This window comes from Verrucosispora sp. TAA-831 (assembly GCF_050780145.1).
Classification (GTDB): Bacteria; Actinomycetota; Actinomycetes; order Mycobacteriales; family Micromonosporaceae; genus Micromonospora.
The window spans coordinates 3087463-3101029 of the sequence record NZ_CP192240.1 but is presented as its reverse complement, the minus strand read 5'-3'; the positions used below and the strand labels follow the sequence as shown (position 1 = coordinate 3101029).

The following is a 13567-nucleotide window of genomic DNA, read 5'->3' as shown; positions in this document are numbered from 1 at the left end:
ACACCGCATCCGGGTGCTGAGAGGCTTCGACCAGCCCTACCTGGTAGCGCGCAGGGAGCGGGGGTGCCTGTACCCGCCGGACGCGACCGCTCACACGACCACTGCTGTGACAGGAAGGTCCACATGCCACTTCACCTGCACTGGTTCCTCCCGTCCCACGGTGACGGCCGTGAGGTGGCGAAGACCCCGCAGGGCGCCCCCGTCGACCCGGCGGACAACGTCCGGCGCGCGCCGGACATCGACTACCTGGCGCAGGTGGCGATGGCCGCCGACCGGTTCGGTTTCACCGGCGCCCTGGTGCCGACCGGGCTGTTCTGCGAGGACCCCTGGCTGGTGTCGGCCGCCCTGGCGGACCGGACCCGCCGGCTGCACTTCATGGTCGCGGTACGCCCCGGGTCGGTGGCCCCGACGATCGCCGCGCAGATGGCCGCCACCCTGCAACGCCTCTCCGGCGGCCGGTTGCTGCTCAACGTGGTCACCGGCGGCGACCGCGACGAGCAGTTGCGCTACGGCGACTGGCTCGACCACGACCAGCGCTACGCGCGGGCCGAGGAGTTCCTCGACGTGTTCGGCCGCGCCTGGTCCGGCGGCACGTACGACTTCGAGGGCACCCACTACCGGGTCCGGGCCGGTCGGCTGACCCGGGCACACCCGCTCACCCCGCCGGTCTTCCTCGGCGGCTCCTCGGCCGCCGCGCACGACGTGGCCGCCCGGCACGCCGACGTCTACCTGGCCTGGGGCGAGCCACCCGAGCAACTGGCCGCCCTGGTCAAGAAGGTCCGGGACCGGGCCGACGCGCAGGGCCGCGAGCTGTCCTACGGATCCCGGTTCCACGTGATCAGCCGGGACACCGCCGAGGAGGCGTGGGACGTCGCGCACCGGCTGGTGGCCGGGATGCACCCGGACACCATCGCCGCCGCCCAGCGGCGCTTCGCGCGCACCGAGTCCGAGGGGCAACGCCGGATGGCCGCCCTGCACCGGGGCCGGACCGAGAGCCTGGAGGTCTACCCGAACGTGTGGGCCGGGTACGGGCTGGTCCGACCGGGCGCGGGTGCCGCCCTGGTCGGCAGCCACGTCGAGGTGGCCGACCGGATCGAGGAGTACCACGCGCTCGGCCTCGACCATCTGATCCTCTCCGGCCAGCCGCACCTGGAGGAGGCGTACACCTTCGGTGAGGGTGTGCTGCCGCTGCTCCGCCGGCGGGGGCTGCTGGCCGAACCGGAAGGAGACCGGTGACCGACCTGCGGCAGCACGCGCCCGAGCGGACGACCCCTCCGACAGATCCCCGAGCCGTACCGGCCACCGTCCTGATCGGCAATCCGCGCCGGGGCTCGCGTACCTCCACCGTGGCCCGGCACGTGACCGGCGCGCTGCGTACCGGTCTGGCCGAACTCGGCGTGGACCTCGGCGAGCCGCACCTGGTCGACCTGGCCGAGCTCGGCGCGGACCTGCCGTCCCGGCTGATCGCCGGCACCGCCGCCCACGCGCCCCTGGAGCGGGTGGTCGCCCGGGTCCGCGGACCCGGTCTGCTGGTGGTGGTGAGCCCGACCTTCAAGGGCTCCTACACCGGCCTGCTGAAGCTCTTCCTCGACATGCTCCCCCGCGAGGGCCTGCGTCCGGGCACGGTCGCCGTGCCGGTGACGACCGCCGGCTGGGCGCAGCACCGGTACGTCGCCGACGCCCAACTACGGCCACTGCTGGTGGAGCTGGGCGCCGTGGTGCCGGTCCGCGGCCTGGCGGTGCTCGAGGAGGAGTTCGGCGACCTCGACGCGGCGGTCGCCGGATGGACCACGGCCGCGGTGCCGGTGCTCGCCGCCGTGCTGCGCAGTTACCAGACCCCGTCTGTGGGACCGCACCGACCCGCGGAACCCGTTCCCGTCCATCAACCCGCACAGCTCCGGTGAGCCGGGCGATCCGGAAGGAAGTAGCGACCATGAGTGAGCAGACCCCGACGGTCGTGGGGCCGAAGCAGTCCGACGAGCAGATCCGCGCTCAGGTCCAGGCCATCGTGCTCGACCTGGCGCCCAACCCCGACGGCCTGCGTGGGGAGGAGACGGCCCTGGTCCAGGACCTCGGCTTCCACTCGCTGGCCCTGATGGAACTCGCCTTCGCGTTGGAGGACGAGTTCGACCTGGAACCGATCGACGAGAAGACCGCCCGGTCGATCACCTCGCTCGGCGCGGTGCAGGAGCACGTGCTGCGCCGTATCGCGGAACGTGACGCCGGGGCCTGATCCCCGGACGACGCGACGGCCGGTCACCCCGCGGAGGGGTGACCGGCCGTCGCGTCTCTCGGCCCGCCGGGCGCGACGCCGACGGGCGTCCTCCTCAGCCGATCAGCCGGTACAGCCGGTGGAAGCGATCGTCGATGGGCAACTGGGTGACCGCCACGAATCCGGCCTCGGTGGCGAGGTCCCGGACGGCGTCCGGACGCAGCACCGTGCCGGTGCCGGCGGACGGCTGCTGACTGCGGCACGCCGGCAGGCAGTGCAGCACGCTGGTGGCGTACTGGAAGCGTTCGATCTCGTCGGCCGGTGCCGCGAACCGCTCCGCCACCCGGGCGTCGAGCACCAGGACGCTCCCGCCGTCGGCACACAGCCGCCGACAGGCCCGCAGCACCTCCACCGGGCGCGCGATCTCGTGCAGCGCGTCGAAGAGGCAGACCAGGTCGTACGTGCCGGCCAGGTCGGGATCGGCGGCGTCCCGGGCGGCGAAGGAGACCCGGTCGCCCAGCCCGGCGTCCGCGGCGTGCCCGGTGGCGTCCGCGATCACCTCAGGGTCGATGTCGTACCCGTCGACGGTGATCCGGGGGAAGGCCCGGGCCAACCCGATGCCGGCCCAGCCCGCGCCACAGGCCACGTCCGCGACCCGGGCCGGGGTGCCGACCAGTCGGGTGTGGATGTCCGGGGCGTGTCGGCGCAGCCAGCCGGCCATCTGGTGAGTGAACATCGCCCGGTTCGCCCCGGCGTGCCCCTCCCGCCAGTCCACGCCGTAGACCGCGTCGGCCACCCCGTCACCGGTGCGGTACGCCTGAAGCAGCGCCGGCAGCGCCGCCGCCACCCCGCCCAGCGGCAGGACGGCCAACGCCGACATGGACAGCGGACTGTCCGACACGGTCAGCACCTCGGCGTGCGCGGCGGGCAGCGTGAACACCCGCTCGTCGGCCGGGGCCGACGCGTCGTCCACGGTCAGGACACCGGCCACCGCCTGCTGTTCCAGCCACTCGCGGGCGTACCGCGGGTCGACCCCGGCCCGCGCGGCGATCTCCCCCACCGTGCCGGGCCCCTTGGCCGCGAGGTCGTCGTAGAGCCCGAGGCGGACACCGAGATACGTGGCGAGCAGTTCCTGGGTGGCCAGCAGCGAGGTCCACATCCGGACCGCGAAGACCCGAGCCTGCGGGTCGACGGGAGTCGTCATCGGTATCCCCTCCGGCGACACATGTGTGTGTTGTTTTCTCGACACACTCTATCCACGCGGGCGCACCATGGACAGCACCCGGCGGCGGGAGATAGCGTCCGAACACGACACACCGAACACAGGAGGGGGCCGACGTGAACCCAACGCTGTCCCGGGTACGCGAGCTGGCGTCCCGAGTGGCGAAGCACGCCGAGGAGATCGAGCAGCGGCGCGGCCTCCCCGACGACCTCGTGGACGACCTCCGCGCGGCCGGCTGCTTCCGGATGTTCGCCCCCGCCAGTCACGGCGGCGACCAGCTCGACATGCCCGACGTGCTCGCCGTGCTGGAGGAACTCGCCCGCGCCGACGCGGCCACCTCGTGGACGGTGGGTCAGGTGGCCCTGTCGCACCTGATCGTGCGGTGCGGTCCGGCCGCCGCGCGGGACGAGATCTTCGCCGACGGCGCGGACACCCTGGTCGCCGGTGCGGTGGCGCCCAAGGGCCGGGCCCGTACCGGCGACGACGGGTGGCGGGTGACCGGCCGCTGGCCCTTCGTCACCGGGTGCCCCCGGGCCGCCTGGTTCTATCTGAACTGCGTGCTGGTCTCCGGTCGCAGCGTGCCGGTCGGCCCGGACGGCGCGCCGGCCACCCGCGTCCTGTTCGTCCCGGCCCGCGACGTGCGCGTCCTCGACACCTGGCAGGTGTTGGGGCTGCGCGGCACCGCCAGCCACGACGTGACGGTCGACGACGCGCGGGTGCCGGAGCATCTCGCGGTCTCCCCGCAGGACGAGGAGGCCGCGCACCGCATCGCACAGTCCAGCCTGATCATCGGCGCGGTGGCGGTCGGTCTGGCCGACGGCGCGCTGACCGACCTGGTGCGCCTGGCCGCCGACGGCAAGCGCCCGGCGCTGAGCGCGCGGCGGCTCGCCGACTCACCGGTCTTCCTCGACCGGCTGGGCGAGACGCAGACCATGCACCGGGCGGCCCGGGCGCTGCTGTACGCGGAGGCGACCGAGGCCACCACGGCACCCGACTCCGCGTCGCCGGGTGGCCGGGCCCGGCTGCGCGCGGCGGCGGCCCAGGTGACCGGCCTCTGCGCACAGGTCGTCGACGCCGCCTACACGCTGTCCGGCGGCACCGGGGTGTACGACACCTCGCCGCTGCAACGGCGGATGCGGGACATGCGGACCGCCACCCAGCACTTCGTGGCGGGCCGCGACTCGTACGCCACGTTGGGCGCGCTCGCGGTGGACGAGGAGACGTCCGCCGGGCCGCGCTGACCCGAGTCGTCGCGGGGCCGGCCGTGGACCGGCGCCGCTGAGAGCACATCGTCTGTGGAGGTTCCAATGAGTGAGTTGTTCTCGGTCGCCGGTAAGACGGCACTGGTCACCGGCGGCACGCAGGGCATCGGCCGGATGATCGCGGAGGGTTTCGTCGCCGCCGGTGCACGGGTCTACCTGACCGCGCGGACGAAGTCCGACTGCGAGGACGTGGCCCAGGAACTCTCGGCCGGTGGCGGGACGTGCGTGGCGATCCCCGCCGACCTCTCCGACGAGTCCGAGTGCGTCCGGTTGGCCCGGGAGATCGGCGAGCGGGAGTCCGCGCTGCACATCCTGGTGAACAACGCGGGCACCGCCTGGACCGCGCCGGTGGAGCAGTTCCCCGCCACCGCCTGGGACAGCGTGCTCGACCTGGGTCTGAAGGCGCCGTTGTTCCTGGTACGGGAACTGGCCGGGCTGCTGCGGGCGGCGGGCACCGCCGAGGACCCGGCGCGCATCGTCAACATCGGCAGCGCGGACGCCCAGCGGGTGCCGGAGATGCCGACCTACTCGGCCGCCGCGGCCAAGGCGGCGATCCACCACGTCACCCGGATGCTGGCGCACGACTTCGCGCCCACGGTGACCGCGAACGTGATCGCGCCGGGCAGCTTCCCGTCCCGGATGATGGCCGGCGTGCTGGAGGCGATGGGTGAGGAGATCGCCGCGGTGACGCCGTTGCAGCGCATCGGGAGGCCGGACGACATCGTCGGCACCGCCATCTACCTGTGCAGCCGCGCCGGGTCGTACGTGACCGGCACGGTGGTCACGGTCGACGGCGGGCTCTCCACCGCCCGGACCGGATACGTGCCGGGCCGGTTCCTCACCGACGAGCAGTGACGGGGCGGCCCGCCCCGACCGCGCGGGGGCCGGGTGTCGGATCGGACACCCGGCCCCCGCGCCGCGCTCAGTTCTTCGGCTTGGGCGGTACGTGCAGGCCGAAGGCGAGTCCCTGGTTGTCCCGGCACTCCGCGAACGCCCCCCACTCCTCGGTGGCCGGACGCATCGGCTCGACCTCGCCGCCGAGTTCCTGCACCCGCTTGATGGCGGCGTCGATGTCGTCCACCCGGAAGTAGAGGTAGTGCTGCGGCGGCCCGGGGTCGCGGTGGAAGCCGCCCGGCACCGCCGCCTCCCCGGTGTCGATCGACCCACCGTGTTCCTGCGCCTGCACCTTCCAGCCGAACAACTCGGCGTAGAAGCTGCTGGCCACCGCGACGTCCGGCACCCCGAACTCGAAGTACGACAGCTCTCCTGACACGACCGGCCTCCTCGGTCCAACGATCCGTGCGCCTCCCCGGCCGACCGTCCGGGCGGGGGGCTATCTAACGCAACAAACTACACTAGGATTCGACCCAACATACTCCGCTGACCGTCGCCATCGGATGGCGCGCCGAGCCGGAAGAGGTGTCACCACGTGCCCGTCACCGCCGCTCCGACCGAACTGATCCCGGACACCGCCGCCCTGATCGGCGCCACCCGTACGGCCACCACCACCGGCGGCGTGCACGAGCACGTGTACGCCGCCGACGGACGCGTCACCGCCGCCGTGCCGCTGGGCGGCGCCGCCGAGATGGACGCGGCGGTCCGTGCCGCGGGCGAGGCCCTCGACGGCTGGCGGGCCACTCCCGGCAACGTACGCCGGGACCTGCTGCTCGCTCTGGCCGACCTGGTCGAGCGGCACGCCACCGAGCTGGGCGCGTTGCAGACGCTGGAGAACGGCTGCCCCCGGCAGTTCGCCTCGGTGATGCCCCGGGTCGCCGTGGACCACCTGCGGTACAACGCCGGCTGGGCGGACAAGGTCGGCGGCGAGGTCGTCCCGACGTGGCCGGTGCGGGCCGTCGACTACACCCTGGACGAACCGTACGGGGTGGTGGCCCTGATCATCCCCTGGAACGGCCCGCTGGTGTCGGTCGCGCAGATGCTCGGCCCGGCGCTCGCGGCCGGCAACACCATCGTGCTCAAACCCTCCGAACTGGCGCCGTTCACCGCGCTGCGCATCGGTGAGCTGGCCCTGGAGGCGGGCTTCCCGCCCGGCGTGGTCAACGTGGTGCCCGGCGGCGCGGCCGGCGGCGAGGCGCTGGTCCGGCACCCGGGCGTGGACAAGGTGCACTTCACCGGCGGCGGGACCACCGCCCGGCGGATCCTCGCCACCGCCGCCGAACGGCTCCTGCCGGTCGGCCTGGAGTTGGGCGGCAAGTCGGCCCACGTCATCTTCGCCGACGCCGACGTCCGGATGGCGGCCCGGCTGGCGATGAGCGGCGTCGTCGCGCTCAGCGGCCAGGGCTGCGCCAACGGCACCCGGGTGCTGGTGCACTCCGCCGTCTACGACGAGGTGCTGCGGACCGTCGCCGCCCGGCTGGCCCGGGTGCCGCTCGGTGATCCCGCGCAGGAGCGCACCATGATGGGTCCGGTCGTCAGCGAGCAGGCGTGCCACCGGATCCTGGGGGTGGTGGAGCGGGCCCGGGCCAAGGGCCAGGGACGGCTGGTGACCGGCGGCGAACGGCTCGGCGGCGACCTGGGCGACGGGTACTTCATCGCGCCGACGGTGTTCGGGGAGGTCGACCCGGACAGCGAGCTGGCGCAGGAGGAGATCTTCGGGCCGGTGCTGGCGTTCACCTCCTTCGACACCGAGGAGGAGGCGGTCCGGCTGGCCAACGGCACCCGCTACGGCCTCGGGGCGTACCTGCACACCACCGACCTGCGCACGGCGCACCGGGTGAGCCGTGCGGTGGCGGCGGGCAGCGTCTGGGTCAACGGAGTGCCCGGGGTGTTGCCGTCGGCCCCGTTCGGCGGGGTACGGCAGAGCGGCTGGGGGCGGATCGGCGGCGAGGCCGGCGTCCGGGAGTTCCTGCGGCCGAAGAACGTCTGGATCGCCGCCTGAGGCGGTCCCGGCTCCGGCCGGGACCACCCGGAGACCGTCAACCCGCCTGGTGGGCGACGGTCGGCCGCCCGCCAGGCGGCTACAGCCGCCAGGAGCGGGTCGCCTCCTGCTCGGCCCACATCCGCGCGTACCGCCCGTCGCGGGCCAGCAGTTCGTCGTGCCGTCCCACCTCGACGACCTCACCGGCGTCGAGGACCACGATCCGGTCGGCATGCCGGACCGTGCCGAGCCGGTGCGCGACGACCAGCACCGTACGGTCCCGGATCAGGCCGGACAGGGCCTGCTGGACGTGGCGCTCGTTGGTGGCGTCCATCGCGGCGGTCGGTTCGTCGAGCAGCACGATCGGCGCGTCCTTGACGATGGCGCGGGCCAGCGACAACCGCTGCCGCTCACCACCGGAGAGCGTGGCCCCGCCCTCGCCGACCAGGGTGTCCGCGCCCTGCGGCAGCCGGGCCACGATCTCGTCCACCCGGGCCTGCGCCGCCGCGCGGTCCACCTCGTCGTCGTCGGCCTCCGGTCGGCCGAAGCGGATGTTGTCCCGCACCGACTCGCTGAACAGGTAGCTGTCCTGGAAGACCACGGTCACCGCGTCGAAGAGGGTCCGGCTGTCCAGCTCGCGGATGTCCACCCCGCCGATCCGGATCGCCCCGGAGTCCGGCGCGAAGAACTGGGCCAGCAGGTGCAGGCAGGTGGTCTTGCCCGCGCCGCTGCTGCCGACCAGCGCGGTCACCGTACCGGCGGTCGCCTCGAAGCTGACCGACCGCAGCGCCGGGCGGGCCGCCCCCGGATAGGTGTAGGAGACGCGGTCGAACTCGACGTCGTGGCCCTGCGGCGCCGGTCCGGCCCGGACCTCCGCCGGCACCGGTTCGGCCAGCAGCGCGCCCAGCCGGTCCACGGCCGCCTCGCCGACCCGCAGGCTCTCGGTCTGCTCACCCATCGCCCGCAGTGGCCCGTGGATGCGCAGCGACAACACCGCGAACACCAGGAAGGTGGCCGGTGCCAGCTCGCCGCCGATCAGCAGGAAGGCCCCGGCCAGGAGCACCACCGGCAGCCCCAGCTCGATCACGGTCAGGAACAGCACCAGCGGGACGACCAGCTTGTTGACCAGCCCGATGCTCGCCTCCCGGTGCCGCACCAGCGCCTGCGCGAGGCGGCCGGCGCGCTCACCGGTGGCGCCGTGCGCGCGGGCCACCGCGATGCCCGAGACGTACTCCTGGAAACGGGCCGCGGCCTGGCCGCTGGCCTGGGCGCGGTCCGCCGCGAGCCGGGCGAACGTCCGCTGCGACCAGGTGTAGACCAGCATCGCCAGCGGGATGGTGGCCAGCGCGGCCAGGCCCATCCGCCAGTCCTCGACCAGCAGGCCCACCGCGATCACCAGCGGCAGCAGGGCCGCGCCGATGATGGTGGGTACGGCACCGAAGACCACCGGCTCCAACTCGCTGAGGTGGTGTGTGACCAGCGCGGTGAGGTCACCGGTCTGCCGCTTGGTGTGGTAGCCGAGCGGCAGCCGGCGCAGGTGTTCCAACGCCCGCAGGCGCAGCTCGCCGAGGAGTTCGAAGGAGGCCACCCAGCTCTGCCGCTGGGCGAGCAGGTCGAAGCCGAACTGGCCGACGGTCGCCGCCACCACGGCGGCGCTCCACAGGAGCACCTCGCGTTGGCTGATCGGCGGTCCGCCGAGGTTGGCCTCGCGCAGTCGTTGCAGGACCACGACGAGCAGCCAGATCGGCACCGCGATGCAGACCGCCGCCGCCATCCGGGCGGCGATCCCCCACAGTTGCTGACGACGCAGCCGGGGATCGGACAGCTCCCACAGCCGGCGGATCAGGGCCACGGTGCGTCCGGCCACCGTGCCGACCGGCGGGGACTCCTGCCGCCCGGCGGCAGGTGAGGTCAGGGTGCTCATCCGCGCGCTCCGCTCCGCTCGTCGCTGGCGCCGAGACTCCACTGGGCGCTGGTGGTGGCGTCGGCCCAGAGCCGCGCGTACGTGCCGTCGGCGGCCACCAGGTCGTCGTGGCGGCCCGTCTCGGCCACCCGGCCGTCGGTCAGCACCACGATCCGGTCGGCGTCGCGGATGGTGCTGAGCCGGTGCGCGATGACCAGCAGGGTGCGCCCGCTGGCCAGGTTCGCCACCGCCTGCTGGATGGCGATCTCGTTCTCCGGGTCGGTGGAGGCGGTCGCCTCGTCCAGCACCACCACCGGTGCGTCCTTGAGCAGGGCGCGGGCGATCGAGATGCGTTGCCGCTCGCCGCCGGAGAGGGTGGCGCCGCGCTCGCCGACCACCGTGTCGTAGCCCTGCGGCAGGGAGAGGATGAAGTCGTGGCAGCGCGCCGCCCGAGCGGCCCGGTGCACGGTCTCGTCGTCCAGGTCGGGGCGGCCCAGGGTCAGGTTGGCCCGGACCGTGTCGTGGAACAGGAACGGGTCCTGGAACACCACCGCGACGGTGTCCATGAGCTGGTCGACGGCCATCTCCCGGACGTCGACACCGCCGACCCGGACGCTGCCGGCGTCCACGTCGAAGAACCGGGAGACCAGCCGGGCGACGGTGCTCTTGCCCGAGCCGCTGGGGCCGACCACGGCGGTGACCCGGCCCGCCTCGGCGTGGATGCTCACCCCGTCGAGGGCGCGCCGGTCGGGGGTGTAGCCGAACGAGACGTCCGCCAGCTCGACCGAGACCGGACCCAACGGCACCCGGCGGCCGGTGTCCGGCAGCGCCGGGCTGTTCAGCAGGGCGGCGATCTCGTCGGCGCCGAACCGCACCTGACGCAACTGGGAGCTGTAGCCGGTGAGTTTGGTCAGCGGCGCGGTGTAGCCGAGAGCGAGCAGCAGGAACAGCAGCAGCGTGGGCACGTCGACCGCACCGTCGCGGTAGAGCCAGAGGCCCACCGGTACGACGATCGCCACGTTCGCCGCCATGATCGTGAAGTACGCGGCGCCGCCGGGCAGGAAGGCCATCCCCCAGCGGGTCTCCGAGTCGACGTAGCGGCGGACCGCGTCGGTGGCCCGGGCCACGGTGTCGGTCTGCCGGTTGAACACCTTGACGGCCTTGATGCCGTGCAGGAACTCGGTGACCGCCTGGTTCATGGCCATCCCGGCGCCGTGCCACTGCGCCACCCACGCGCCGGAGCCCCTGGTGGCGTGCCGCATCGCCAGCATGGCCAGCGGGACGACCGCCACCGACGCCAGCGCCAGCCGCCAGTCGATGACGAGGAGCCAGACGGTGGTGGCCGCGACCACGGTCAACGCGGCGACCGCGTCGGGCAGCATGTGCGCGACGAAGACCTCGATGCGTTCGACGTCCTCCATGGCGAGCTTGCCGACCCCGCCGCTGCCGCGTCGGGTCACCTCGCCCAGCGGCAGCACCGAGACGCGTTCGGCGATGCGCTGGCGCAACCGGTGCAGCAGCCAGTACGCGCAGACGTGGCTGATCGCCAGGGCCCCGCCCATCAGCGCGGTGCCGGCCGCGATGGCGACCAGCGCGACGACGGCGTACCGGATCAGCGGGCCGCCGTCGGGTTCCGCCTCGGTGACCAGCTCGACCGCGACCCGGTAGGCCATCAGATAGGGCACGAGCTGACAGGCCACCGCCGCGACGGCGAGCAGCACGGCCGAGGCGAGTCGGCCCCGTTGCGCCCGGACCAGTGATCGGAGCAGTTCCCGGCCGCCACCACCGGCGTCCGTGTCGGTACCGGCGGCCATCGCCCACCCCGTCTCGTCGGCGGTCGTCGGTCCTCTGAGGACCTCCCGAGCGGGCTAATGATAGTCGTTATCGATGTCGTGAGACAGGTTCGCCACGTGCAAATGTCGCCGACGGTGGGTCGACCGACCGCTCAGGGTGATCGACACCTGTCCGAACGGACCACCCGGGCAGCGTCTCGACCACCCCGGGCAAGGTTCTCCCGCACCGATTGAACCGTTACACCGCCGCCACCCGTACGTCCTGGGCGAAGGGAGAGGCCCATGAAGCGCATGACCCCGTTGCTCACCCTCCTCTCGGGGGCGGTGACGGCCGCCGTGCTGTTCACGATGAGTGCGCAGGCTTCCCCACCGGGAACCCAGCCCGCCGCCGGGAACGGACCACCGGCCGCCGCGCCGGCACCGACCGGGATCGAGGACGGCGTCGAGGCCGACGTCGACGACGACGTGGACGATCCCGCCGACCCGGAGGTCGACCCGGACGCCCCCGACGGCGCGCGGCCCGGCGTGACCTCGCCACCGGCCGACCGGGATCCGTCGTCGGCCGGCACCGAGGTCAACTCGGTGGAGCAGAACTGGATCGGCGAGCTGGAGAACGGCGCCACCATCGCGATCACCGTCAAGAACGGCAAGGCGGAGGCATACGTCTGCGACGGTCGGGAGATGGAGGTCTGGCTGTCCGGCACGGTCCGCGACGGCAGGATCGAGCTGACCGGCAAGGACGCCAAGCTCACCGGCGTGATCCGGGGCGACGTCGCCAGCGGCGAGATGGTCGTCGGCGTACGTCGGTGGAAGTTCACCGCCCGGCCCGAGGAGAAGACCGACGACAGCCCGGTGGTCAAGTCCGGCTCCGGCACCGCCCCGGCGATCTACCGGGCCACCGAGGAGATCCGGGCGGCCGGCATCGACGGTGGCTGGATCATGCTGCCGGACGGTACCCAGATCGGCATCGTGACCTGGAACGGCAAGCCGATCCCGGCACCGCCGCTGGATCCGGCCTTCTTCACCACCAAGGTCAACGGAGTCACCGTCACCGCCGCACCGGTCGTCCCCGGAGCACGGTGATGTCCCAGCACCGCCACGGCAGCGCGCGGACCGTGCCCCGCCGCCGGGAGCCGTCGATGGAGGTGATGCGCGACTTCGACACTCCGCCGCCGAGCGCGCCGACGCCGCGTCCGTCGATGGTGGTCCCGCTGCTGGTCGGGGCGGCGGTCGCGGTGGCGTTGGGGGTCTACGGCCGCACCCACACCCCGACCGGCATCGCGGTCAACGTGGCGGGGTTCTCGTCGCCGCTGACGGTGAAGGTGTGGCTGGGCACCGGCGCGGCGTTCTTCGCCGTCGTCCAACTGCTCTCGGCGTTGTCCATGTGGGGTCGGCTCGGCGGGTTCTCCCCGTCCTGGGCCGGTGCCGCACACCGCTGGTCGGGCCGGATCGCCTTCCTGCTCACCGTCCCGGTCGCGGTGCACTGCCTGTACGCGCTCGGCTTCGCCGACTTCGACACCCGGGTGCTGATGCACTCCCTGCTGGGCTGCTTCTTCTTCGGCGTGTTCGCCACCAAGATGCTGACCCTGCCCAAGCGCGGTCTCGCCGGGTGGGTGCTGCCGGTGGTGGGCGGGGTGGTGTTCGTCGCCCTGATCGGTGTCTTCCTGACCTCGTCGGTCTGGTACTTCACCACGTTCGGTTTCCAGCTCTGACGGAAAGGCACCTCGGATGAACCACGAGCAGGCCGGTTGCTGCCGGTCGCGACGGGCCATGCTGGCCGGCACCGGTGCGGTGGGCGTGGCGGCGCTGACCGGATGCGCCACGTACGGCCAGCCGACCTCGGCTCCCCCGCCACCTCCGCCGCCCGCCGCCGACCCCAGCGCCGACCCGTCCGCGTCCGGCGCGCCGGACGTCGGTGGGGGCCCGCCGGCGCTGGCCACCCTCGCCGACATCCCGGTCGGGGGTGGACAGATCTACGCCGACGCCGGGGTGGTGATCACCCAGCCGACGCCGGGGACCATCAAGGCGTACTCGTCGACCTGCACCCACCAGGGCTGCACGGTGACCTCGGTGACGAACGGCACCATCGTCTGCGCCTGCCACAACAGCGTGTTCGACATCGCCGACGGTTCGGTGCGCAGCGGGCCGGCGGGGTCCCCGCTGCCCGCCGCGAACGTCTCCGTCGACGGGGACGCCATCCGGCTCGCCTAGGCGCCACGGACACGCCAGGACGCGGCCCACTCCAGGCCCGGGCCGCGCGGGGCCGTCCGGGGTGGCGTCGCGACACCGGACGGCCCCTG

The 13567-nt window shown here is 73.3% G+C and carries 13 protein-coding genes; 9 read left to right on the top strand and 4 right to left on the bottom strand.

The features are described from left to right. Positions 1 to 123 precede the first annotated feature (123 nt). The 3 genes from ACQVFL_RS14005 to ACQVFL_RS13995 are packed head-to-tail and all read left to right on the top strand — an operon-like array spanning position 124 to position 2233. Positions 124 to 1236, top strand: a complete 1113-nt coding sequence (locus ACQVFL_RS14005; RefSeq protein WP_396697537.1) for an LLM class flavin-dependent oxidoreductase — start codon at positions 124 to 126, stop codon at positions 1234 to 1236. Continuing rightward, on the top strand, positions 1233 to 1904 hold the full coding sequence (locus ACQVFL_RS14000; protein ID WP_396697535.1) for an NADPH-dependent FMN reductase: 672 nt from the start codon (positions 1233 to 1235) through the stop codon (positions 1902 to 1904). The genes ACQVFL_RS14005 and ACQVFL_RS14000 overlap by 4 nt, the downstream gene beginning before the upstream one ends. A 29-nt stretch (positions 1905 to 1933) precedes the next feature. Beyond that, positions 1934 to 2233 (top strand): acyl carrier protein, encoded by a 300-nt coding sequence (locus tag ACQVFL_RS13995; protein WP_131057237.1) that lies wholly within the window; start codon positions 1934 to 1936, stop codon positions 2231 to 2233. Between the two features lie 94 nt (positions 2234 to 2327). Here the strand turns inward: ACQVFL_RS13995 and ACQVFL_RS13990 are convergent, their stop codons facing one another. Beyond that, positions 2328 to 3416: a class I SAM-dependent methyltransferase gene (locus ACQVFL_RS13990; RefSeq protein WP_396693550.1), complete on the bottom strand. Its 1089-nt coding sequence runs from the start codon at positions 3414 to 3416 to the stop codon at positions 2328 to 2330. Positions 3417 to 3550: 134 nt separating this feature from the next. Between ACQVFL_RS13990 and ACQVFL_RS13985 the strand changes: the two genes are divergently transcribed. Both ACQVFL_RS13985 and ACQVFL_RS13980 read left to right on the top strand, forming a co-directional pair. Next, entirely contained in the window at positions 3551 to 4675 is a 1125-nt protein-coding gene (locus tag ACQVFL_RS13985) for an acyl-CoA dehydrogenase family protein (RefSeq protein WP_431729550.1), read from the top strand. Positions 4676 to 4741: 66 nt separating this feature from the next. Continuing rightward, positions 4742 to 5551, top strand: a complete 810-nt coding sequence (locus ACQVFL_RS13980) for an SDR family oxidoreductase (RefSeq protein WP_396693554.1) — start codon at positions 4742 to 4744, stop codon at positions 5549 to 5551. A 67-nt stretch (positions 5552 to 5618) separates the two neighbouring features. Here ACQVFL_RS13980 and ACQVFL_RS13975 read toward each other — a convergent pair whose 3' ends face one another. After that, entirely contained in the window at positions 5619 to 5969 is a 351-nt protein-coding gene (locus ACQVFL_RS13975) for a VOC family protein (protein ID WP_350694694.1), read from the bottom strand. A 156-nt stretch (positions 5970 to 6125) separates the two neighbouring features. On the opposite strand from ACQVFL_RS13975, the gene ACQVFL_RS13970 reads away from it, so the two are divergent. After that, positions 6126 to 7592, top strand: a complete 1467-nt coding sequence (locus ACQVFL_RS13970) for an aldehyde dehydrogenase family protein (protein WP_431729549.1) — start codon at positions 6126 to 6128, stop codon at positions 7590 to 7592. A 79-nt stretch (positions 7593 to 7671) separates the two neighbouring features. On the opposite strand, the gene ACQVFL_RS13965 is transcribed toward ACQVFL_RS13970, so the two are convergent. Both ACQVFL_RS13965 and ACQVFL_RS13960 read right to left on the bottom strand, forming a co-directional pair. Further along, complete coding sequence (locus ACQVFL_RS13965; RefSeq protein WP_431729548.1) at positions 7672 to 9495, bottom strand: ABC transporter ATP-binding protein; 1824 nt, start codon at positions 9493 to 9495, stop codon at positions 7672 to 7674. Then, the gene (locus tag ACQVFL_RS13960) at positions 9492 to 11288 is read right to left on the bottom strand and encodes an ABC transporter ATP-binding protein (protein WP_396693568.1); all 1797 of its coding nucleotides are present in this window, start codon (positions 11286 to 11288) and stop codon (positions 9492 to 9494) included. Before ACQVFL_RS13960 ends, ACQVFL_RS13965 begins: the two co-directional genes overlap by 4 nt. Positions 11289 to 11549: 261 nt before the next feature. Between ACQVFL_RS13960 and ACQVFL_RS13955 the strand changes: the two genes are divergently transcribed. From ACQVFL_RS13955 to ACQVFL_RS13945, 3 genes are all read left to right on the top strand, one after another. After that, positions 11550 to 12350, top strand: a complete 801-nt coding sequence (locus tag ACQVFL_RS13955) for a hypothetical protein (protein WP_396693570.1) — start codon at positions 11550 to 11552, stop codon at positions 12348 to 12350. Between the two features lie 65 nt (positions 12351 to 12415). Beyond that, positions 12416 to 12979 carry a DUF6529 family protein gene (locus ACQVFL_RS13950; protein WP_396694153.1) on the top strand — a complete coding sequence of 188 codons (564 nt, stop codon included), beginning with the start codon at positions 12416 to 12418 and terminating at the stop codon, positions 12977 to 12979. A gap of 16 nt (positions 12980 to 12995) precedes the next feature. Beyond that, on the top strand, positions 12996 to 13478 hold the full coding sequence (locus tag ACQVFL_RS13945; RefSeq protein ID WP_396693572.1) for a Rieske (2Fe-2S) protein: 483 nt from the start codon (positions 12996 to 12998) through the stop codon (positions 13476 to 13478). The last annotated feature ends 89 nt before the right edge of the window (positions 13479 to 13567 follow it).